The following is a 21,779-nucleotide window of genomic DNA, read 5'->3' on the forward strand; positions in this document are numbered from 1 at the left end:
GCACATCGGAGTGGAATTTGCGTGTCCTGGTATCGAAATTGCTTTTAATATACTGGAAATACTGATGGTTGCCTGCGCTTTTAATTGGGGAGTCTCGTGAAAAACCTCAAGCTCAAATCAATCGCATGGCTCTTTGTCCTGGCCATTTGCCTCTCGGGCGGAATTTTGCTCACCTCCGCCGTCATCATCAATTTCAATATCGAGCGGGTCGGGGTGGTATGGGACGACTTTCAGCTGGAGCGCTCCGAGAAAGCCCGGCTCGACAGCGCGCTTAGAGCCGCCGTCGGATATGGCGGGATGATCCATGATTTCAAAAATTTCGTGCTGCGCCAGGAAAGTCAATACATGGAAAGGGTGCATGAGCACCTCGGCGGCGCTACCTCCATCATTCGGCAATACCGGGCCCTCGGCCCCACCGAGGGCGAAAAGGTTGCGCTCGAGGACATTTCCAAAACCCTGGATGAATACACTCAGGCCTTGATCCTCACCGAGCGGTTGGTTGAGGAGGGAAAATCTCCCCGCGAGATCGACCGCGCCGTCAAGATCGACGACACCCTCGCCTTAAGAGGGCTGAATTCGTTGAGAACGGGTCTCGGGCGTACCTCCGATTCGAGTGCCAGGACAACCGAATTCGGAAAGGCGCAGGCCCTCACCCTGCTGCGCGCCCAACTCGGCTACGGTGGGCTGATTCATAATTTCAAAAACCTTGTTCTCCGTCACGATTTGGCAAGACAAAAAAAAATCAGCGAAAATCTTCGGATGGCTATGGAGACAATTTCGAAATACGAGTCGCATGGCGTGAATCAGACCGAACAGCTGGCGCTGGAGGATGTCCTGGCCACCCTGAATTTGTATATGTTGGCGCTGGACGAGACCACTGGCCTGATAAAAGAGGGTCTTTCGCCGGCCGAAATCGACCGGAAGGTCAAGGTCGATGACAGCCTGGCGCTGCGGGGTATGGCGGTGCTGGACAGAGAGATTGCCGCTCAAATTGAGAAAAATTCCGAGAACCTTCTTAACGCGATCTCGTTGATGTCCCGGTTGGGGCGTATCTCCGTTTACTCAACGGCGGGGTTAATTCTGTTTTTGATTTTGACTTCCCTGTGGCTCGTTTATGGAAGGGTCATTGGCCCTGTTCGCGCCTTGACGGAAGTGATGAGCTCTCTTGCCGAAGGGAATCTCGAGGTCGAGATCAGCGGTGCGGACAGGGACAACGAGATGGGGCGGATGGCCCGCTCCGTCGAGGTGTTCCGGGAAAACGCCATCAAAAGGGCCGAGGCCGAGCGGCGGGCGGAAAATAACGAGGCCAGGGTGCGCGCCGTGGTCGATGCCGTTCCCGAGGGTATTGTGACGGTGGATTCGAGCGGCAAGATTAGCACAGCGAATCCCGCAGTGGAGATGATGTTCGGATACAACTCCGATGAATTAAAGGGCTTGAACGTGAGTCTTCTGCTCGCCGCTGTGGAGGAGGACGGGCGAATCGGCTCGCTGGCGCTTGATGAGCATGTTGGCACTTCGAGTATTTTTACTGCCCGGCGGCGGGACGGCACTACTTTTCCCGCCGAGCTTGCGGTAGGCGAGATGAACATCGACGGCGAGGGGATGTACACCTGTGTTGTCAGCGATATCACGAATCGGGTGAATGCCGAGGAAGCCATCAAGGATCTGGCCATGACCGACTCGCTCACCGGGCTGGCGAATCGCAACCGGTTCCATGAAAATCTGGCCTCGGGCATGACGCTGGCCAAACGGCAAGGCACGAAGATGGCGCTGTTGATGCTCGACCTTGACGGTTTCAAGGGGGTGAATGACACCTATGGGCATCCTGCGGGCGATGAGCTTTTAAGGCAGGTCTCGGCGCTTTTAAGCGCCGCCAGACGGGATGTGGATACGGTGGCGCGCCTTGGCGGCGATGAATTCTCGATCATCTTGCAGGATGTATCGGGCGTGGACGTCGTAAAAACAATTGCCGCGAGGCTGGTCGAGGATTTGTGCCGCACGTTCGTGATCGAGGGAAAGGAAATGCATATCGGCGGCAGTTGCGGATTCGCTATCTACTCACCTGAGGAAGATGACATGGATATGCTGATCCGAAAGGCGGACATTGCCCTTTACGCGATCAAGGCCGCCGGTAAGAATGGCTACCGGATGTATGAGAGTGACATGAAAATGGAGGCGTCGTAGGGAGCAAGATACTCACGGCCCCCTTTTTCCTCACAGCTGCTAGCTTCCCCTCCTATCTAAGCCCCGCCGCCTCTGGCGGTTTTTTTATGCGCGATTATCGTGCAATACCCTATATTGGACTCATGCTCCTCTTGCCTTGTGTCCGGTAGCCGGATTTCCGCCAGGCGTCGAAACGGGGCCCCGATTGTGGTATTCTCCGGTGGTCGGAGATTTCTTGCCGTATTCAAAAAAATTTAACGTAATAGATATCAAATACTTGTGCCGGGTTTCTCGCTACCCGAGAGCGGGGAGGAGAGGTTCCGAGGCGCATCACGATGGAGAGCGACCATGAGCAATAGTTTTAACGCCCGCGCCGAGATGAAGGTCGGCGATCAGACTTATGAGATTTACCGGCTCGATGCCTTAAAAGACAAAGGCGATATTGATCGCCTGCCCTATTCGCAAAAAGTGTTATTGGAAAACCTCCTGCGCAACGAGGATGGCGAGTCCGTCAAGGCCAAAGATATTGAGGCGCTGGCAGGCTGGGACGCAAAAGGGGGCGCAATTGCCGAGATTGCCTTCATGCCAAGCCGCGTTCTTTTGCAGGACTTCACGGGCGTCCCCTCGGTCGTCGATCTCGCCGTGATGCGCGATGCGATGAAAGAGCTGGGTGGCGACCCGGCGCTCATCAATCCGCTCCAGCCGGTGGATCTCGTCATCGACCATTCGGTTCAAATTGATAGTTTCGGGACCGAGGAGGCCCTTGAGCAAAACGCCGATCTCGAATTCGAGCGCAACACCGAGCGCTACTCGTTCCTGCGCTGGGCGCAGCAGGCGTTCGACAACTTCCGGGTGGTGCCGCCCTCGACGGGAATCATCCACCAGGTGAACTTGGAGTTCCTGGCCCATGTTGTTGGCGAGGATGAAAAAAACGGGGTGCGTAGAGCTTTCCCGGACACCCTGGTGGGCACCGATTCGCACACGACGATGATCAACGGTCTGGGTGTTCTGGGCTGGGGCGTTGGCGGCATCGAGGCCGAGGCCGCCATGCTGGGGCAGTCGTATTCGATGCTCATCCCGGATGTCATTGGCTTTAAGCTCTCGGGGAAACTTCCCGAAGGGGCCACGGCGACCGACCTTGTGCTCGTCGTTGTCCAGATGCTTCGGCAAAAGGGCGTTGTCGGAAAATTCGTCGAGTTCTACGGGCCGGGGCTGGTGGGTCTGCCGCTTGCCGATAGGGCCACGCTCTCGAACATGGCGCCCGAGTACGGCGCCACCTGCGGCATTTTCCCGATTGATGCCGAGACGATTAAATATCTTGAACTCTCGGGCCGCCCGGCCGAGAAGATTGCGCTGGTTGAGGCCTATGCCAAAGAGCAGGGGATGTTCCACGACGAGAACACGCCTGAGGCAATCTACACCGATACCATAGAGCTCGACATGGGCGAGGTCGAGCCCTGCATCTCTGGCCCCAAGCGACCGCAGGACAGGATTCTATTGAGCGAGGCGAGCAAAACCTTCGGGAGCGAGCTCGACAAGATGCTCACCGAGCTATCGGGCGGCGGCACAGCCGTGGCTTCTGCTCCAGTTAAGGTGAAGACCGGGTCGAAAAGCTACGAGCTTGAGAGCGGCGCGGTTGTCATCGCCTCTATCACGAGTTGCACGAACACCTCGAATCCCTCGGTTATGCTGGGCGCAGGTCTTGTCGCCAAAAAAGCAGCCGAGCGGGGCCTTAAGCCCAAGCCATGGGTGAAGACCAGCCTCGCGCCCGGCTCGAAGGTCGTGACCGAGTATCTCAAGAAAGCGGGTCTCGACACCTATCTCGATCAGCTTGGCTTCAACACCGTGGGCTACGGTTGCACGACCTGCATCGGCAACTCAGGGCCGCTGCCCCCCGAGGTGTCTAAAGCCATCGCCGAGGGCAACCTTGTTGCCTGCTCGGTCCTTTCGGGCAACCGCAATTTCGAGGGCCGGGTGCACGCCGAGGTGCGAATGAATTTCCTCGCCTCGCCCCCGCTGGTTGTTGCCTATGCGCTGGCTGGCCATATGGGCGTGGACATCGCCACTGAATCGCTCGGCCAGGACAAGGATGGCAATGATGTTTATTTGAAGGACATCTGGCCCACCCAGAGCGAGCTTGAGGAAGTTGTGATGAACAACGTCCAGGCCGACCTGTTCAAGAAAACCTACTCGGACGTTTTCCGGGGCGACCTCCGGTGGATGGGCGTCCCGACCCCCGAGGGTGATCTCTACACCTGGGAGGAAATGTCCACCTACGTCCAGAAGCCACCTTATTTCGACGGCATGAAGGTCGAGCCCGAACCGGTGGGCGATATTAAAGGCGCTCGCTGCCTCGCCAATCTGGGCGACTCGACGACGACCGACCACATCTCACCGGCGGGCTCGATACCCAAAGACGGCCCGGCGGGGCGCTATCTGGTGATGAACGACGTGCTCACCAAGGACTTCAACAGCTTTGGCTCGCGCCGGGGCAACCACGAGGTCATGATGCGCGGCACCTTCGCCAACGTTCGACTTCGCAACAAAGTCGCCCCCGGCACCGAGGGCGGCTGGTCCACCCATTTCCCCTCGGGCGAGCAGATGACCATGTTCGACACCGCTGAGAAATATCGAGAAGAAGGTGTGTCCACTGTTGTTCTGGGCGGCAAGGAGTACGGTACCGGCTCATCGCGCGATTGGGCGGCCAAGGGCTCGAACCTCCTCGGCGTCAAGGCTGTGATCACGGAGAGCTTTGAGCGAATCCACCGCTCGAATCTCATCGGGATGGGTGTGATTCCGCTTCAGTTCAAGCCCGGCGAGAGCGCCGAGAGCCTCGGTCTCACGGGCCAGGAAGTCTTCGACATCGAGGGCATCAACGGCGGCGAGGCAAAAGAGGTGCAGGTCACGGCGACCCCCGATGGTGGCGGTGCGCCGATAACTTTCACTGCGGTCTCCCGGATAGACACCCCGAACGAGGTGCTCTATTACCAAAACGGCGGAATTCTCCACTACGTCCTGCGCAAACTGCTTAAAGAAAACAAGTAGGGAGCCCGCAGCGCGAGGAGGGGATATGGTGAACAATCGTATGGCCTCAGTGGCCCTTGCGGTTGTGCCGGTTGCGGCTGCGCTGTTAATGGGTGCTCTTCTCGCTCCGGCGGCGCGCGCTGAGCTTAAGGTGGAAGACATCAGGGCGAAGGGTAAAGCATCCGCCAAGGTGCGTTTCACCTACCGGAACACCACCAGCACATCTTTTTCGAGTGTCGTTATTACATGTGCCTCCCCGAATGCGCAGCGCCGCGAGCAAAAGGGTGTCCATTATTTCACGAACCATTTATCGGGCGGCATTGCCCCCGGTTTTGTCGGCTCGGCCACTTTAAATGTGCCGCTCAAGGGCGCAAAGCCAGACTCCATCACCTGCGCCGAGGAGGGAATGCCCCTGAACTTTTAGGGTGATCTCTCAACAGGCTTCCGGAATCGGGAGCAATATCCTGGCGGACCATGGTGTATTTTAAGTTCGTGGCGGCCCCAATTTTGGGGTTATTTTTTTTGTCGTGCGAGATTCATCGTGGATTGGGCGCACTGATAGTGAAATGACATGCGCTTTCTTTTTTTGTGGTAGATGATGGCGTTGCCCCTGCGTTTTACCTTCGGGTCCTCAAGTTTAATCTCCTGCATTTTTTTATCGTAGAACGCATCTAGCGCCTTCCCGCATTTATACGGGCTTTTGTATTCTTTTTTTAATTTAGTCCATTGGTCCTGGAGAGTCTTGTAAGTGTCGAGGTCTATTTTAAACGACCAGATTACCCAGGTGATACGTTTCTCTATCGCCCGACATTTGGCTTTTATGACTTTATTACCCTCTATTGGAGAGATGACGGTCAGCGGGCGTATCCCGCCCGGTTTGACGGGTCCCCGAATAAACGCCTTTCCGACACCGAGCCTCTGGCCGCCTTCGCCTATCAGGTCGCATTTGACGTCCATGTCGTCCAAGATTTTGAGGGTGGTATTGCGGTAAGTGACGGAGATGTGCACTGCGTCCTCAAGGCGAACGATATCGCTCACCTTGACTTCGGCAAGGGCGCTGTTAGGCAGCACGAAGAGGGCGAGGAGAAGTAAGACTCTCACAAGAGTTTCCTCCAATGCTCTGATTCCAAATCTGGGGCGGGCCTAGCTTTTTGGGCCGGTCATATCTTCCGGCCGCACAGCTTTGTCGAATTCCTCGCCGCTCATCAGGTCAAGCGCGATGACCGCCTCGCGCAAGGTGCTACCTTCGGCGAAAGCCTTTTTCGCCACCTTGGCGGCATTGTCATAGCCGATGATGGGATTGAGCGCCGTCACGAGCATAAGCGAGCGTTTGAGGAAGTCATCTATGACCGATTTGTTGGGTTCGATGCCGACGGCGCAGTTCTCATCGAACGAGGCGCAGGCATCTGCAAGCAGGCGGATGGAGTTCAGGAGATTAAAAATCATCACGGGCTTGAAGACGTTGAGTTCAAAATTTCCCGAGGCCCCACCGACGTTCACGGCGACATCGTTGCCCATGACCTGGGCGCAAACCATTGTCATCGCCTCGCACTGAGTGGGGTTCACTTTGCCGGGCATGATCGAACTTCCGGGCTCATTCTCGGGGATGCGGATCTCGCCGATCCCGCTTCGGGGGCCCGAGGCGAGCCAGCGGACATCGTTGGCGATCTTCATCAAGGAGGCGGCCAGGGTCTTGAGCGAGCCGCTGGCGAATACGATGGCATCATGCGCGGCCAGAGCCTCGAATTTGTTCGGGGCCGATCGGAAGGGAAGCCCTGTGATCCGGGCGATGTGCCCCGCCGCCTTGTCGGCGAAGTCGGGATGGGTGTTCAGGCCGGTGCCCACGGCGGTGCCGCCCAGGGCCAGTTCGTAGATGCCGTCGAGGGTCAGGCGAATGCGCGAGACGGCGTTTTCAAGCTGCTTGGCGTAGCCCGAGAATTCCTGGCCCAGCGTGAGCGGAACAGCATCCATGAGATGGGTGCGCCCTATTTTGATGATGTCGCCGAAGGCGTCGGCTTTTGACTGAAGCGTTTTCTGGAGGCGCTCGACTTCGGGAATGAGACGTGAGTTGATTTGCTCGGCAGCAGCGATGTGCATCGCCGTCGGGAACGTGTCGTTCGAGGACTGGGCCTTGTTTACATCGTCATTCGGGTGGACCGGGTCTTTCGATCCCATCGTGCCCCCGGCCATTTCGATGGCGCGGTTCGAAATGACCTCGTTCGAATTCATGTTGGTCTGGGTGCCGCTGCCGGTCTGCCAGACGACAAGAGGGAAATGATCGTCGAGTTTCCCTTCGATCACCTCGTCGGCGGCGCGATCAATGAGGTTGGCCTTCTCCTCTGGAAGGGTGCCGAGCTCGTGGTTCGTGAGAGCAGCGGCTTTTTTGAGTATCCCTAAGGCGCGGATCATTTCTCTCGGGAAGCGGTCGCCGCCGATTTTAAAATTCATCAAGGAACGGGCCGTCTGCGCCCCATAGTATTTATCGTCGGGAACTTCGATTTCGCCCATCGTATCGGTTTCGATTCGGTACCCCATGAATAAAACTCCTTGCTCTTTGATGCGCCTTGGGGCGCGTATGATGTATGAGGGACAGGGCCGGGCCCCTTTGCTCTATAGCGGCGAGCGTATCTTAAAACGCGCTCTTGGGCCAGAACTGCGGGCGCTATTTCCGCGCGGTGAGTGCTTGGGCCACCCGCGTCAACAACTCCGTTTTTCTGACCGGTTTGACCATTATGCCGTCGATGCCACTCTGGACCATCTCCTCGGGGGGCATTCCCGCTTGCCAGCCTGTGAGAAGAAGGACGGGCGTGGAAGGGGAGATTTCCTTAATCCTCCGGGCGATCTCGCTCCCCGATATTCCGGGCATGGCGAGGTCCGAAATCACCAGGTCGTGCCTGCCTGCCTCGAATGCCTGGGTGGCCTCCAGGCCGTTGTGTATGACATGCGGGGAGTAGCCTTCCTCCGAAAGCAGATCGCTGATTACCCGTGCCATATCGGGCTCGTCTTCTATGATGAGAATATTGGCCGGGCCAGCCGAGGGGATCGCCGTTTCGGTCCTTTTTTCGTCAACGATATTGGAGGGTGGGAGCGTAAAGCTGATTTCTGTGCCGACACCCGCCTCGCTTTCAATGCCGATGCTTCCGCCGTAGCGCTTGATGATGCCGAACACCATGCTCAGGCCCATGCCTGTGCCCTGCTCGCCCTTGGTGGAGAAAAAAGGCTCGAATGCTCTTGCACTGGTCTCTGGGGACATGCCCGTGCCGGTGTCCTTGATGGATACGCGTGGCCCGCCGTTAGTGTCCTCGGTGCTTAGGACAATATTTCCACCACCTGGCATCGCATCTAGGGCGTTGTTGATGAGGTTGATGAGAATTTCATGAAGCTCAGATTCAACTCCACTCACAAGAGAATGCCTCGCCTCGGGCCTGATGGCCAAATCAATTTGTAAGCCGCTGGCCTCGGCCTCGCTTTTCCAGCGGGGGCGGGTCATCTCGGCCGCCGCCTGAATCGCCTCGTTGAGGTCGGCCACACTTGCCGGTCGGTCATCGCGCTTTCGGGCAAAATCCTGAAGCCTTTTGACGGTTTGGGCGGCGCCCATGGCGGACTTCATGATGATGTCCAAATATTCAGAAATGGCGGGGTCAATGTTTTCCTTTCCAAGTTGCCTGTCCAGAAGTTCAGCAGCCCCGTGGATGATTCCGAGGGCGTTGTTGAAGTCGTGTGAGATTCCCGCCGAAAGGCGGCCCAGGGCCTCAAGCTTTTCGGCTTGGTGCAAATGATCGAGGGCCGTGCGACGTTCAATGGCGGCGACGGCGAGGGCCGCAAAGTTCTCTGCGATGCGCTCATCCTCGGGGGTAAACGAATCCTCGCCAATCTTGTCGGTGAAGTAGAGGTTTCCGTAGACGATTTCTTGTGATTTGAGCGGAACGCCGAGAAAGGAAGTCATGGTGGGGTGATGGGGCGGGATGCCTGTGGATAGAGGATTTCTCGTGAGGTCTGAAATCCGCAGAGGCCTGGATTCTCTGGCAAGAAGGCCGATGATGCCTTTGCCGCTTGGAGGTGGTCCAATGGCTTCGCGAATTTTTTCATCGATTCCCGATGTCAGGAAACGGATAATTTGATCGCCGTCGGTGTTGAACACACCCAGGGCGCCATAACTTGCACCCACGAGGCGGGTGCCCACGTCGATAATTTGCTGGAGCAGCAGGTGCGGGGATTCATCAAATGACGCAATTCCTTGAGTGCTGGGTTCTGCGGCGTCTTGGTTGTTTTGCGGCCTGGATGAGGAATCAGGGCTCATGTCGGACCTTTCGGGCCTCCTGCCATTGGACGCAAGGCGGGACGATAGCCTTTTGTTAGATGCTCTCCCCCAATCCTACCACTCCAGAACAATTCTTCCGACAGGATCACCTGCGCGAAGGCGGTCCATGGCCTCGTTGGCCTCTGTCATGGGAGCTAACTCCGATATCACGGGTTTGACCTTGCCGCTCTCAACGAGGCTGGCGGCGTCGCGCACGTCTTGCACTGTGTGGTTGTGCGAGGCGATTATCTGGACCCACTTGTAGACGAGATAGGCTGGATCGATCGGGAAGGTTTGCCCGAAATGGTAGCCCAGGATAACGAGGCGGCCCCCTGGTGCGAGAAGCTCAAGACATTGCTGGAGCACCGGGGGAACGGCCGCCCCGCCGACGATTTCAAGGGCGACCTCGGCACCGACGCCATCCGTCATGTCGAGCACGGCTTTGACCGGATCCACCTCGGCTGCATTGATAGTTGCGCTGGCGCCATACTCCTTGGCTTTTTCAAGTTTTTCGGGCTGAACGTCCACGCCGATGACTCTCGCACCCAGATAGCAAAGTAGCTGGAGGGCATGAAGGCCCAGGCCGCCGAGACCGAATATCACGGCTGTCTCGCCGAGTCCGACACGAGCCATGCGTATCGAGTGGAGCGGTGAGGCGAGTGTGCCACCAATGAGGGAGGCGCCGCTCAGCGGCACATTCGGTCCCACTTTAACAAGGTTGCGCTCTGGGGCGGCGACGAGTTGGCCGAAGCCCCCGTCCATCTCCATGCCCATCCTGCCCGGTGAGTTGAGGCACATCTCCTCGTGCCCTTTGCGGCACATCGAGCATCGACCGCAGGTTTTCTTTGATACGACGACCACCTTGTCGCCCGGTTGGACAGAATCCACGTCTGTTCCCGTCTCGACGACGACACCGGCGTTTTCATGACCGAGCATAAGGGGGGTCGATGCGGTCTTGATGAGGCCTTCGACCACTTTTAGGTCTGTCGCGCAAAGCCCGTTGGCTTTCGATTCGACGAGCACTTCGCTGGGCCCAAGTTTGGGATCGGGAACTTCCTCGAGAACGAGGGGCTGTCCGAATTCTTTTAAGAGCATTCCTTTCATTTGCAGATCTCCAGGATATCTAAAAGAAAGTTAAGAAATATGTGTAAAATTTACCATAAGAATGGTGGTGTTTGGAGCCTAATGGCTAAAAGGGGGAAAATGGGCGTAGAAAATTGAGAAAATGTAATAAAAATCAAAGTTAAAATGGGAATTTTCGAGGCGAATGAATTTTACAACGCGCCCCGGAGCTATGATAATTATCTGCATAGTCTAACTTTTCAATTTTGATTCATTGCTACTTACTTAGCGGCTGCCTGCAGGGTCGTGAATCCTGGGCCGGATTCGTTATGAGGATTTAAGTTAGCCCAAGGGATTTGTATCGTGATTAATTCGCAGCTAAGGGGTGATAATACATGCCTACGCAGGCCGAGGATCTCAGGGCGGTTCTTGATAAAACCCCTCTGTTTTCATATCTGGACGAGAGCATCTTGTCCGGGCTCATATCGAAATTCGAGATTGTCAGCTACCGGCTGGGCGATACGATAATCCGCGAAGGCGATCCGGGTGATTCGTTCTATGTCATTTTCAACGGCAGAGCGCGGGTGTTGGGTGTGGGGGCCGATGGCGGGGAGTTGACCCTTATCACACTCTCGCGAGGGGATTTTTTCGGCGAGCGGGCGCTGGTCAAAGGGGAGCCGCGCTCGGCGACGATTCGCGCTGCCACGGATATCGTGCTGGCGAAACTTTCGAAAGAGTATTTCCTCGCTGCAGTTGAAAATGATCCTAAAGCGATAAAATTTCTGGACAACTATATTGAGCATGAATCGCTCCACAATTTCCTGCGCCAGTTCACTATTCTCTCCTCCCTCAACGTCAAGGAAACCAAAGTTTGGATCGACGAAATGGAGCCCGAGTATTTTGACGCGGGCGAGTATGTTTTTCGCCATGGCGATGAGCCTGAAAAGTTTTATGTTGTCCTGGAAGGTAAGGTGGACGTTATCAAGGAAGGCGAGGGCGGCGGCAATTCACTAACCACGATTCGCGCCGGAGAATTTTTCGGGGAGCTGGCTCTGCTGACAAAACGGCCCCGGGCGGCCAGCATCAGGGCGAGCGAGCCGCTGAAGGTTCTGTCACTCTCCAAGGAGAAATTCGAAGATTTGGTGCACAAGTCCAGCTCCTTGCAGAAAAAACTATCGAACACCATCGCGCTTTATAATCTCGATTCGCTTCCCGAATCGCTTCCCTTGGATGTAAAAAAGAGCACTTCTCCGCCACCGGGCCCCGAGAGTTCAAAGGTGCAAGCTTCAAGCGCTGGCACGGCAGAGCTCTGCCCCGCCCGACGGAGCATGCCTGCAAGGGTTCTGGGTAAATTCCTCAAGCGTGTGCGCTATCCATGGCTTGAGCAGTTCGACGTATCGGATTGCGGCGCTGCCTGCCTGGCAATGATTTGCCGCTATTATGGAAAGAAAATCAGTGTTACCCGCCTCCGCGATATGGCGAATATCTCCCAGCAGGGGGCAACGCTCCTCAGTGTCGCTGCGGCGGGCGATAGCCTTGGCTTCAAGACAAATGCCCTCAACACGGACTACGAGGAAATGATGCGCCTTGAGGGGCCCGCTATCATTCACTGGGAGGGCAATCACTATGTCGTTCTTTATGAGGCTGATGAGGCGGAGGTCATTGTCGCCGATCCTGGTATCGGTCTCATTGAGATGAGCCGGAAAGAGTTCGAGGCGGGCTGGACGGGATTTGCCCTGGCGCTTCAGCCGGCAGAGCATCTGAGCAGGGTAGAGGAGTCCCGGGGCTCTCTCAGGCGGTTTTTACGCTACCTATTTCAGGAAAGGGCGCTATTGGCGGGAGTTTTAGGGGTATCCATCCTGATCGGTGCTCTGGGGCTCGCGCTGCCGCTGTTCGTTCATCTCGTCGTTGACAGGGTCATCGCTGGCCGGGATGTCTCCTTGCTCCGCACGATGTTCACCGGGATGGTGGGATTGACCGTCTTTGGTGTTTTTGTCTCCTCGTTTCGCGGATATTTGATGACCCTGATTTCGAACAGATTTGAAAAGACTTCGCTTAGCCTGCTTTACCGCCATATCCTAAGCGCCCCGATGCGATTTTTTAACGTCCGCAAGCTTGGGGATATTCTTGTGCGCTTTGAGGAGAATGAAAATCTCAAGAACATGCTGGAGAGAAGATCATTCTCGATCTTGATCGATGCCGTAATGGTGGTTCTGTCACTGGCTTTGATGTTTTTTTATAGCCCGCTATTGACGCTCATCGTCGTTATGTTCATTCCGCTTTTTGGTGGCGTGTCGGTGGGTTTTTCTCCGCTTCTCCGGTCCATGAACCGGAGACAGTTTGCCGCCGATGCGGCAAGCGATTCGTTTTTGGTCGAATCCATCGGAGGGGTGAGTACCCTTAAAGCCGCAGGCGCCGAGGGGGCCAATCGTTCGAGGTGGGAAAAACTTTATGCGCGAGTGCTTGAGGTGCGATTCAAAAATTCAATGGCCGGTATATCCGTGGAGAGCGCCTCACGGCTGCTGGAGTCTTTCTCTGGTCTTATCCTTCTTTATTTTGGGTCGCTGCAAGTAGTCGAGGGGAATATGACGCTCGGTGCGCTAATGGCGTTTTATATCTTGGCCAATAACGTCAACGAGCCTATTCGTAAGCTTGTCGAGATGTGGGAGCGGGTCCAGGAGTCGCTCGAATCGGCCCAGCGAATTTCGGATATTTACAACGTGCCGCCCGAGGAGGAACTCGCCGAGGGGCGAAAACCGTACCTTCCCGCCATCAAGGGGCATATACGTATGGAGAATGTGACTTTCTCCTATGCCGCGCCTGGCGAGCCAGCACTTCGAAACGTCTCCCTCGACATTCAGCCGGGCCAAAAGATCGCCATTGTGGGCCGAAGTGGTAGCGGCAAGACCACCTTGGTGAATATGTTGCTTAGATTCTATAGCCCGCAAGAGGGGCGTGTTCTTTTCGATGGACAGGATATTGAGGCAGTCTCGGTGGAATCCCTGCGCAGCCAGATAGGCGTGGTGTTGCAGGAGAACACCCTATTCAGCGGAACGATTCGCGAGAATATCGCGCTCGCTCGCCCGCATGCGCCGCTTGAGGAGGTTATTGAGGCCGCGCGCCTGGCCACGGCCCATGATTTCATCTCAGAGCTTGTCTCGGACTATGAAACCGATGTCGGCGAGTGGGGCGCCGCCCTCTCGGGTGGCCAACGGCAATTGATCGCCATTGCCCGTGCCCTTTTCGTCCGGCCGCGGGTACTTATTTTTGATGAGGCGATGAGTGCCCTCGATAGCGAGTCCGGGCGGGCGGTTCATCGTGGAATGGAGGCTATGGCTAAGGACCGGACCCTTATTTTCATCGCCCACCGCTATGCCGCTGCACAGTTTTCGGATCTTATTGTCGTGCTAGATCAGGGTGTTATTGTCGAGCAGGGCAGCTATCATGAACTTATGGACCGCCGGGGCTTGTATTATTACCTTTGTCGGCAATCGGCGCCGGTGAATTAATTTCGTATATAAATTATCTTATTTAGCTAGGTATCGCTTGGGCTCCGGTAGCGGGGATGTTAGTATCACAGCTAATAATCTACATGTGGAGAGCGCATTTTTTATGTATCTGCGCTCCCTAGGCCATTAGAGTCCAATATTGGTTTTAACTTCAGAGCCGGGGGGGGGTATTCAGGGGATGGAGGAATATAGCAAAATTAGCGTAGCCACGGTGGGTTCTGAGTCGGTGTTTTTGGATGACCTTATTTTTCACTTGAAAACTGATCTGAATCAGAACGTTCTTGAGTCCACCATACACGAGCAACTCCTCAAGGAGGCGTCTCGTGAGATGGGCATTGAGGTGACCGATGAAGCGCTGCAATTGGTTTCTGATGAATTCCTGCGGAAAAAAGGTCTTCATTCTGCCATGGAGACGCATCAATGGTTGGCCGACAACGGCCTCAGTATCGGTGAATTTGAAAGAAAAATGGAAGGAGATATCGTTCTCGATGAGATTTTGAATCAGGTGGCCAGCGATGAGGCTATTCGCAGGGTGTTTATCGAGAATATAACCGAATTTCAGTGCGTGAAATTGGGCCTCATTGTGACCAACAGCGAGGGGGCGGCACGTGAAATAGTGAGTCAACTTCAGGAAGGAGAGGCCGATTTTACGGAACTGGCCTTAAAATATTCGATTCGGGCCGATGTGGAGAAAAACGGCGGCTATATGGGCCGTGCCTACCGCAACGATCTGCCATTTGAGGTCGATGCAAAAGTGTTCGATGAAGATGCGTCCGGTCTGATTGGGCCAATCGAAGTGGGGGGCGATTTTTACATCGCCAAACTCTACGAGAAGATGCAAGCTGAACTCGATGGGCCTGCGCGGGAACTATGCCAAAGAATGCTGTTTGATGAATTCATGCAGGAAAAATCTCAGGGGCTCGGCGTGAACGTTCATATATTGCCCGATCCGCCAAGTTCCGGGGCCATGTAAAGATATTCGAATTTTGGACATAAAAAAAGCCAGGGCAAAAGCCCTGGCTTTTTTTATTTTTTTATTCGGGGCAACCACCACTCCGTGAATCTTGAGGGGAGGGGTTATTCCTCGTTGTCTTTTTTTCGGTACTCTGACACCGGGAATTTTTGATTCTTGTCGCCATAAAAAGTGCGGTACCGATAACCTTTCAGGTGGCTCTTTGAGGCCCAATGTCCGCCTTGGACCTCATCCATTTCCTTGCCGCTGAGAACGGAATTTTGTTTCAATAAGTCCTGAATTATGATTCTTGCCATCGGATTCCCTTTCCCCCTCAGGTGTGTGTAACTATGTTGGCCAAAATAGTCGGAAAGAAAAGGTTTGTCAAGAATAATTATTTTCAGCGGAAATGCAATGCGTAACTATAAATAAAACAACGGGGTTGGAGGTAGATGCACTGCCCGAAAAGAGTCTTATTCGACTAGGGATTAGTAGAAAACGGGGATTCTTTAGATTCGACCCGGGCTTTACGCTTCAATTCGAGATACTGATCAATATCAACCAACACAGCCATGGGGCGACCGTTTCTTTCAACTAAAACGGGCTCATGGTCGTAAACCACTCGATGCAGCAGATCGCCAAAGCGGTTTTTTGCATCCGTTGCCGTTACTGTGCCCAAATCATGGATTTGAAGCCGGGCTCTTAACTCCTCGCCTCTGGCCATGGTTCCTCCTTCGAAACTTTCATTTAAATAAGCGGGCGTCTATTAATGTACCATCTAGCGCCGCTAAAGAGAAGGGGAAAACGGGGGCTTATTTTTCTCCCGTACCTCAGTATCTAGGGAGATTAACCCGGCCACCAGCCGGTATAATGGGTAAAATGGTGTGCCGCGCGGGGCTCGAACCCGCGACCTACGGATTAAAAGTCCGTTGCTCTACCAGCTGAGCTAGCGGCACAAGAAAGCAGCAAGAGAAATACCCGCCACAGGCCATTAAGTCAACCCTAGGCCTGATTTTAAAAGGGAGCGGCTTGACTGGGCCCTGTCCCCTGTGTTCAATAGCTCCGCCATCGACCGAATATCAGGTCTGGTGGCCGTGCCGGCGTAGCTCAGGTGGTAGAGCGACTGATTCGTAATCAGTAGGTCAGCGGTTCGAGTCCGCTCGTCGGCTCCACTTATCAATTTTCATGAAAAAGCCCAAAGATCAAGGGTTTTTTCTTTTGTCGTTTTATGTGCTTCCAATCTAATTCTCTAGAGGGCCTGGTCGGCGAGCAGGGTGCCCAGAAGTGGCGCCGACAGACTGCGTGGGGACCAGTCGAGGATCTTCGACAAGCGAGAGCTGTCGAGACTCAAGTCCGCCGGTCTCCCTTCGGCCATACCCAATTCCTCTCGCGTCGCTGCGCCTATTAGATTTGTGTCGCGTCCAGCCGCTTCTGCCATCCGTAACGCAAACTCATATCGAGTCAGGTCCTCGGGTCCACCACAGTGAAGTGTTCCACTTATTTCATTCTTCTCGGCCAAATCGACTGCCGCATGCGCAATGTCAGGGGCTGCAATGGGGCTCCGGGTCTCATCCGTGAACATTTTTAATGTCTTGCCTTTATCTAGGGCCTCAAGAATGCCTGAGGTCGGTGAGGAATTTCCGCTGGGGGGGATGCCAATAATCAGACAAGGTCGCAAGGTGACCGCCTCGGGATAGGCTTTGGCTACAGCCTGCTCGCCCTGCAGTTTTGATTTTCCATAGGTATTCAAAGGCAGGGCTTCGTCTTCCTCAAGCCACTTGCCGTGGCTGCCGTCAAAAATTTGATTCGAGGAGATGTGTACAAGACGAATCCCGTGATGCGCTGCCAGGCTGGCGAGCTCGCCCACTGCCGAGACATTTACCTTTTGGGCCAGGGCCGGGTCCTCGTCGCACTCGGCGACCACTGAAATAGCCGCAGTGTGGATAATAGCGTCGGGACGCTGGGTTTCTATCGCCTCGACAAGCATGTCCCGTTGTGTGAAATCGATGGGCAAGCCTCCTTGCTCTGAGCGGCGCGACCATGCCAGCGCCGTGTGCTCGCGGCTTGCCAGCTCGCGCATTACAAAGCTTCCTAAGAATCCACTTGCTCCGGTAACGGCAACTTTCATAAGTCCCTCATAAATGAATCTTCACCCTTGTGTCCGAAAAGTTATACCCGAAGAACGTTGGAATTCAATGATCCGAATCCTTGCCAATTATTTGAAATGTGGTTCGGCTAAATGATTGAAATTGTAACACCGGCAACGACCCATAAATAATTGTATCGAAATGGGACAGTTCTCGAGAGTAAATTTAAATATTACAGGCCCCTTACAAACTCATAACATAATGATTGGCTGCGGAAATTATTATCATATGCATGAGGTTTCCTTGGGGGGAATCTCGAGACCATTAAGGCCACTCAATGGTCCTTTCACGATAAAGGCAAACCCGTCGCGAGGTGGGGGCGCAAAGGCACAAGTCAGTTCCCTCCAGAGCGGGATTGACGGTTGGCCTACCGAAAGAAAGGAGGAAATCATTCTCTTTTGTGCGGCCTGGAATTATCTAGCGCAAGAGAGATTTTAATAAAAAAAATTGACAATCTCCTGGTTTTGACGCCCCATAAGTTTATGATGTGTTGCCTCTAAGTTGGTGAGTTGTGCACCGAGTCTATAGGGTGTTCAGGATTCAGAAAACCGAAACTCTATATAAAAAAGATACTTATTTGGCGATTCGCCGCTACATGCGGCATTGCCCTCGCTGAATTTGTGCATCTGAATCTGCGAATAGCGGATAGATGTATTAGTACAATAGGAATTTGGCATGTTGAACGATGCAAAGAGTTTTTCGCCATCCCAAAGTCTCTCTCATCTGTCGGACAAGGAGTTGGAAGCAAATTTCCTTGAACTGGTCCGGAAGCGGAGGCTTCACCGAAATAGTGTGGATGTCGTGAATATTGAATACTCCATGATCCAGATTCATGAAGAGATGAGTAGGCGCTCAACCCTTGAGCAAGGCTAATCTCTATTGAGGCGGGTCGTTTTGGTGGGCTCGGTAATTTAAAGTATTTTCGTCTTCTGCACCGCCGCTTTACTTTTGAATTTAATATAATCCTTTCTCTTTTCTTCTTAATTCTTATATCAATTTTGTGTTTAATTTTTTTTGATATCCTTGCGGGATGATGTTGAATTGTTTAGATTTAACTCGAATGTTTCCTTTTAGTATGAAGTTATTCTCGAAATGAAAGGATTGACTGGGGTTTTACCGCTCACCCCATGATGGATATGAAAGATCATCCCATTTCTTCCATCGGTAGGCGCTCTGGCGTCACTAAAGCAAATTTCTATGTTTGGCTGCTCGGCCTGACATGTGTAGTCGCGTTCACGCTACTTTCGAGTTTCTTAACAACCAGGTTCATAGTCGATCAGGCAATGCAATTTGAAGCCAACAAAGTCGCCAATTATATCAATCTGATGATTCATAGGAATTTTTCTTCCGATACTTTGGGAAAGCCCGATTCCCAGGAGGCGAAGAAATATTTTAAGCGGATTCATTTCAGCATGATGTCGCTGGATATCGAGAAAGTGCTTGCCTTCAGGGTTTGGAGTACCAAGAGGAAAGTGATTTGGTCGTCTATAGATGAGGATCTCAATATAGTTTCGCCTCCGAGAATGTTTCTAAATATGGAGGCTGGTGCCGTTTCATTTGAAATAAAAACACCGTCAATTTCTCTTGCAGAAAAAATGGATACTTCAGTTCTTTCCGGCGCCCTCATTTTGAATACATTGGTTCCCGTTTGGGAGATTGGCGCAATTAAAAATAAGGCACCCAATATATATATAGAGGCTTTCAGTGAGCCGAGTTTCTTGTTCGAACAACAGGAGAAGATTGAAGCTCGTGCCAGGTGGACTATTGGCATGGGTAGCCTGTTGTTTCTTCTCTTTGTCATGGTTGGGCGACACTGGTACGGACGGATACAGGGCGAGGAGAGCTTGACCCGCGAGTTCCTGCGAAGCGTTGTGAATGATGCTGCCGACGGCATTATTTTTACGAACCAGGACCGTGAAATTCTTTTCTGGAATTCGGCTGCCGAGGCCCTTTATGGCTATACACAAGACGAAGCGCTTGGTCAGAGCGTGTTGATGCTTGCCCACTCGGAGAGAAGGGAAGACGTCCTGAATCACGTTCACGATGTCTTGACGACCGGTGAGGCGGTATCTTATGAGACGGATCGAATGCGAAAAGACGGAAGCATGATACCCGTTAGCATTACTCTTTCGCCCGTGAACGATGCTCCCGGAAATGTCGTTGCCGTGGCGGGTATCCATAAGGATCTTTCCGAGCGTATCGAATCCGAGGAGCGACTCAAGCGTCAGGCGAATTTCGATGTGCTGACCGAATTGCCAAACCGTGCTATGGCGCTGGAGTATCTCTCGAAATCGCTGGCCCTGGCCGAGCGAAATAAGCGAAACGTCGTACTCATGTTCGTCGATTTGGATCGCTTTAAAAATGTCAACGATACGCTAGGTCATGCGGCGGGAGACACTGTGCTGATTGAGGCAGCGAGCCGTCTTAAATCATGCATTCGTAAAGGCGATACGCTTGCGCACAGAGAGGACGAGGAGTCCGGTGAGGTGGTTGCGCGTTTTGGGGGTGATGAGTTCCTCGTTATTTTGCCCGATATGCAGGATCCATCAAACGTCGAGGCCGTGGCCCGAAGGATTTTAGAAGTTTATTCCTCGCCGTTCGTCTTGGAAGGACAGGAATTTTTTCTCACGGCGAGTGTCGGCTTGGCGACTTATCCCAAAGATGGAGACGACCCTCACATATTAATGCAGAACGCTGATACGGCGCTCTATCAGGCCAAGGATAGCGAGCGAAATACCTACCGTTTCTTCGACTCAGCCATGAACCAGGCGGCAATTGACCGGATGCAGATTGAATCGCTTCTGCGGCGAGCTCTGGAGCAGGAAGAATTTTCTATTCACTACCAACCAATCGTTGATTTGAAGAGTGGCAATCTGGTGGGCGCGGAGGCCTTGTTACGATGGAATTCACCGGAACTGGGTTTTGTCCCGCCCGATCGCTTTATTGCCATCGCCGAGGAGACCGGGCTGATAGTGTCGATTGGTGAATGGGTTATGCGAACCGCCTGCCGTGATGCGAGGACCTGGCGGACTGATGGTTCGAGGTCAATTCGGGTGGCGGTTAACGTTTCATCTCGCCAGGTTATGGGTGAGCAGTTTTTGGTGACGGTGACCGATGTGCTAAATGAGACCGGATTGCAAGCCAATTGCCTGGGACTGGAAATCACCGAAGGGCTGCTCATGGACGATAGAGAAGACACGATTCAACTTTTCGAGGCCCTTGCCGAATTGGGTACCACTTTGGCGCTCGATGACTTTGGTACAGGATATTCTTCCCTGAGCTACCTTAAGAAATTTCCATTTGCATCTCTAAAAATTGATAGGGCATTTGTGCGTGATGTCATCACGAATCCTGAAGATGCGACGCTATGCACAGCCATCGCCGGAATGGCGAAAGGCATGGGTTTCGAGGTAATAGGAGAGGGTGTGGAGTCAGAGGCGCAACTGAAGTTTATGAGGACAATAGGCTGTGATCAAGTGCAGGGCTATTTTTTCTCCAAACCTCTCCCTGTCGAGAAATTCATTGAATTTCAAAAAGAATGGAGCCCACGACCTTACTCGATCGCATAGCTTATCTACTAAATTTAACAGGTTTTAATTTCCCCTTTTTATCATCTCCCGAATTCAACCCTGGTATGAGAAGCTTCTCGCGCGAAAATGTCCTGTATAAGTGAAAAAATTCTTAATATAATGCTAGGATAGGGCGAATGATATTAAATTACACCGCATGCTTGTTCGAGGGATTGGTTCCCTCATGGCCGGTGGTAATTATTTTGGGCTTTAGAAATATTAGAATTGATTGTCTTGAGGCTCGAAAGTGGATAATCAGAAGATATTGATAGTGGACGATGATCTTGATATCCAATTTCTTTTGGAGCGCTCTCTCAAGTCCGAGGGATATACGGTGCTGGTGGCCGGTGACGGTGAGAAGGGTTTTGAACTTGCCCAGTCGGAAAATCCTGATCTCGTGATACTGGACATCATGTTGCCGGAAACGAGTGGTCTCGAAGTGTGCCAGCAACTCCGAGAAGATAACAGCGATGTTTTTATTTTGATGTTGACTGAGCTGTCTGAGGACATCGACAAAGTACGCGGGCTGGATATGGGGGCGGACGATTATCTCACCAAACCATTTAACATTCTTGAACTGAGTGCACGCGTTAAGGCGATACTCCGACGAAATAGCCGTGCCCGTGTTGGAGAGAGTGTCCGCTTCGGGGGTGTGATAATTCATTTCTTGAAACGGGAAGTTGTCCGGGACGGGGAGACTGTAGAATTTACGCCAAAAGAATTTGAACTCCTCTCATTTTTAGTTCACCGTCCGGGGGAGGCGGTAAGTCGCGAAGTTTTGATTGAGGAAATATGGGGGCAATCTGCGGAAGTCAGCACCCGGACGATCGATAATTTTGTTCTTAGAATTAGGAAAAAGCTTGAGATAGATTCGACAGACCCTAAATATTTTCAGACCGTATACGGGTTTGGCTACAAGTATACTCCCGACGAAAAATAACCTCTCCTCGCCGGGTTTTGTGTGCAAGATTTTGGCGCTCTTGCATTGTCTTGCTGATGCGATGTTGTGAGCGGTTGAAGCCGTCCCATGTTTTCCTCTTCCATCTTATCTGA

At 53.3% G+C, this 21,779-nt stretch carries 15 protein-coding genes, 2 tRNA genes and 1 riboswitch; of the genes, 9 read left to right on the forward strand and 8 right to left on the reverse strand.

Going from position 1 to position 21,779, the window contains the following annotated elements; genetic code table 11:
• Positions 1 to 96: 96 nt before the first annotated feature.
• The 3 genes from HOJ95_14490 (at position 97) to HOJ95_14500 (ending at position 5,611) form a co-directional block, all read left to right on the forward strand.
• Positions 97 to 2,184, forward strand: coding sequence for a diguanylate cyclase (locus HOJ95_14490; GenBank protein MBT6395907.1), 2,088 nt, complete (start codon positions 97 to 99; stop codon positions 2,182 to 2,184).
• Positions 2,185 to 2,511: 327 nt separating this feature from the next.
• On the forward strand, positions 2,512 to 5,208 hold the full coding sequence (acnA, locus tag HOJ95_14495) for an aconitate hydratase AcnA (protein ID MBT6395908.1): 2,697 nt from the start codon (positions 2,512 to 2,514) through the stop codon (positions 5,206 to 5,208).
• 25 nt (positions 5,209 to 5,233) lie between these two features.
• Positions 5,234 to 5,611 carry a hypothetical protein gene (locus tag HOJ95_14500; GenBank protein ID MBT6395909.1) on the forward strand — a complete coding sequence of 126 codons (378 nt, stop codon included), beginning with the start codon at positions 5,234 to 5,236 and terminating at the stop codon, positions 5,609 to 5,611.
• Positions 5,612 to 5,700: 89 nt separating this feature from the next.
• On the opposite strand, the gene HOJ95_14505 is transcribed toward HOJ95_14500, so the two are convergent.
• The 4 genes from HOJ95_14505 to HOJ95_14520 form a co-directional block, all read right to left on the reverse strand.
• Positions 5,701 to 6,288, reverse strand: coding sequence for a hypothetical protein (locus HOJ95_14505; GenBank protein MBT6395910.1), 588 nt, complete (start codon positions 6,286 to 6,288; stop codon positions 5,701 to 5,703).
• Positions 6,289 to 6,330: 42 nt separating this feature from the next.
• Positions 6,331 to 7,722, reverse strand: coding sequence for a class II fumarate hydratase (gene fumC, locus HOJ95_14510; GenBank protein ID MBT6395911.1), 1,392 nt, complete (start codon positions 7,720 to 7,722; stop codon positions 6,331 to 6,333).
• 127 nt (positions 7,723 to 7,849) lie between these two features.
• A complete protein-coding gene (locus HOJ95_14515) occupies positions 7,850 to 9,487 on the reverse strand; it encodes a response regulator (protein MBT6395912.1) in 1,638 nt (545 codons plus the stop codon).
• A 75-nt stretch (positions 9,488 to 9,562) separates the two neighbouring features.
• Positions 9,563 to 10,591 (reverse strand): alcohol dehydrogenase catalytic domain-containing protein, encoded by a 1,029-nt coding sequence (locus HOJ95_14520; protein MBT6395913.1) that lies wholly within the window; start codon positions 10,589 to 10,591, stop codon positions 9,563 to 9,565.
• A 353-nt stretch (positions 10,592 to 10,944) separates the two neighbouring features.
• Here HOJ95_14520 and HOJ95_14525 point away from each other — a divergent pair, with 353 nt between their 5' ends.
• Together HOJ95_14525 and HOJ95_14530 are read left to right on the forward strand one after the other, a co-directional pair.
• A complete protein-coding gene (locus HOJ95_14525; protein ID MBT6395914.1) occupies positions 10,945 to 14,058 on the forward strand; it encodes a peptidase domain-containing ABC transporter in 3,114 nt (1,037 codons plus the stop codon).
• Positions 14,059 to 14,236: 178 nt separating this feature from the next.
• Entirely contained in the window at positions 14,237 to 15,031 is a 795-nt protein-coding gene (locus HOJ95_14530; GenBank protein ID MBT6395915.1) for a hypothetical protein, read from the forward strand.
• 104 nt (positions 15,032 to 15,135) lie between these two features.
• Here the strand turns inward: HOJ95_14530 and HOJ95_14535 are convergent, their stop codons facing one another.
• The 3 genes from HOJ95_14535 to HOJ95_14545 all read right to left on the reverse strand — a co-directional run bounded on the left by HOJ95_14535 (position 15,136) and on the right by HOJ95_14545 (position 15,966).
• Positions 15,136 to 15,327, reverse strand: a complete 192-nt coding sequence (locus tag HOJ95_14535) for a hypothetical protein (protein MBT6395916.1) — start codon at positions 15,325 to 15,327, stop codon at positions 15,136 to 15,138.
• A 164-nt stretch (positions 15,328 to 15,491) separates the two neighbouring features.
• Positions 15,492 to 15,734, reverse strand: coding sequence for a type II toxin-antitoxin system Phd/YefM family antitoxin (locus tag HOJ95_14540; GenBank protein ID MBT6395917.1), 243 nt, complete (start codon positions 15,732 to 15,734; stop codon positions 15,492 to 15,494).
• A gap of 156 nt (positions 15,735 to 15,890) precedes the next feature.
• A tRNA-Lys gene (locus HOJ95_14545) sits at positions 15,891 to 15,966 on the reverse strand.
• Positions 15,967 to 16,106: 140 nt separating this feature from the next.
• On the opposite strand from HOJ95_14545, the gene HOJ95_14550 reads away from it, so the two are divergent.
• Positions 16,107 to 16,182: transfer RNA gene (locus HOJ95_14550), tRNA-Thr, on the forward strand.
• Between the two features lie 77 nt (positions 16,183 to 16,259).
• Here HOJ95_14550 and HOJ95_14555 read toward each other — a convergent pair.
• Positions 16,260 to 17,138, reverse strand: a complete 879-nt coding sequence (locus HOJ95_14555) for an SDR family oxidoreductase (protein ID MBT6395918.1) — start codon at positions 17,136 to 17,138, stop codon at positions 16,260 to 16,262.
• Between the two features lie 305 nt (positions 17,139 to 17,443).
• A riboswitch (cyclic di-GMP riboswitch) is annotated at positions 17,444 to 17,532 on the forward strand.
• Between the two features lie 300 nt (positions 17,533 to 17,832).
• Between HOJ95_14555 and HOJ95_14560 the strand changes: the two genes are divergently transcribed.
• The 3 genes from HOJ95_14560 (at position 17,833) to HOJ95_14570 (ending at position 21,666) form a co-directional block, all read left to right on the forward strand.
• Positions 17,833 to 18,030, forward strand: a complete 198-nt coding sequence (locus HOJ95_14560) for a hypothetical protein (protein ID MBT6395919.1) — start codon at positions 17,833 to 17,835, stop codon at positions 18,028 to 18,030.
• Positions 18,031 to 18,284: 254 nt separating this feature from the next.
• A complete protein-coding gene (locus HOJ95_14565) occupies positions 18,285 to 20,726 on the forward strand; it encodes an EAL domain-containing protein (protein ID MBT6395920.1) in 2,442 nt (813 codons plus the stop codon).
• 247 nt (positions 20,727 to 20,973) lie between these two features.
• Positions 20,974 to 21,666, forward strand: coding sequence for a response regulator transcription factor (locus HOJ95_14570; GenBank protein ID MBT6395921.1), 693 nt, complete (start codon positions 20,974 to 20,976; stop codon positions 21,664 to 21,666).
• The last annotated feature ends 113 nt before the right edge of the window (positions 21,667 to 21,779 follow it).

The organism is Nitrospinaceae bacterium (genome assembly GCA_018669005.1).
Classification (GTDB): Bacteria; UBA8248; UBA8248; order UBA8248; family UBA8248; genus UBA8248.

Bases quoted from the DNA above. Each gene is read 5' to 3' on its own strand.
- HOJ95_14520 (MBT6395913.1), bottom strand. From the start codon at position 10,591: ATGAAAGGAATGCTCTTAAAAGAATTCGGACAGCCCCTCGTTCTCGAG.
- HOJ95_14560 (MBT6395919.1), top strand. From the start codon at position 17,833: ATGTTGAACGATGCAAAGAGTTTTTCGCCATCCCAAAGTCTCTCTCAT.
- HOJ95_14555 (MBT6395918.1), bottom strand. From the start codon at position 17,138: ATGAAAGTTGCCGTTACCGGAGCAAGTGGATTCTTAGGAAGCTTTGTA.
- HOJ95_14565 (MBT6395920.1), top strand. From the start codon at position 18,285: ATGATGGATATGAAAGATCATCCCATTTCTTCCATCGGTAGGCGCTCT.
- HOJ95_14525 (MBT6395914.1), top strand. From the start codon at position 10,945: ATGCCTACGCAGGCCGAGGATCTCAGGGCGGTTCTTGATAAAACCCCT.
- acnA (MBT6395908.1), top strand. From the start codon at position 2,512: ATGAGCAATAGTTTTAACGCCCGCGCCGAGATGAAGGTCGGCGATCAG.
- HOJ95_14540 (MBT6395917.1), bottom strand. From the start codon at position 15,734: ATGGCCAGAGGCGAGGAGTTAAGAGCCCGGCTTCAAATCCATGATTTG.
- fumC (MBT6395911.1), bottom strand. From the start codon at position 7,722: ATGGGGTACCGAATCGAAACCGATACGATGGGCGAAATCGAAGTTCCC.
- HOJ95_14535 (MBT6395916.1), bottom strand. From the start codon at position 15,327: ATGGCAAGAATCATAATTCAGGACTTATTGAAACAAAATTCCGTTCTC.
- HOJ95_14500 (MBT6395909.1), top strand. From the start codon at position 5,234: ATGGTGAACAATCGTATGGCCTCAGTGGCCCTTGCGGTTGTGCCGGTT.
- HOJ95_14515 (MBT6395912.1), bottom strand. From the start codon at position 9,487: ATGAGCCCTGATTCCTCATCCAGGCCGCAAAACAACCAAGACGCCGCA.
- HOJ95_14530 (MBT6395915.1), top strand. From the start codon at position 14,237: ATGGAGGAATATAGCAAAATTAGCGTAGCCACGGTGGGTTCTGAGTCG.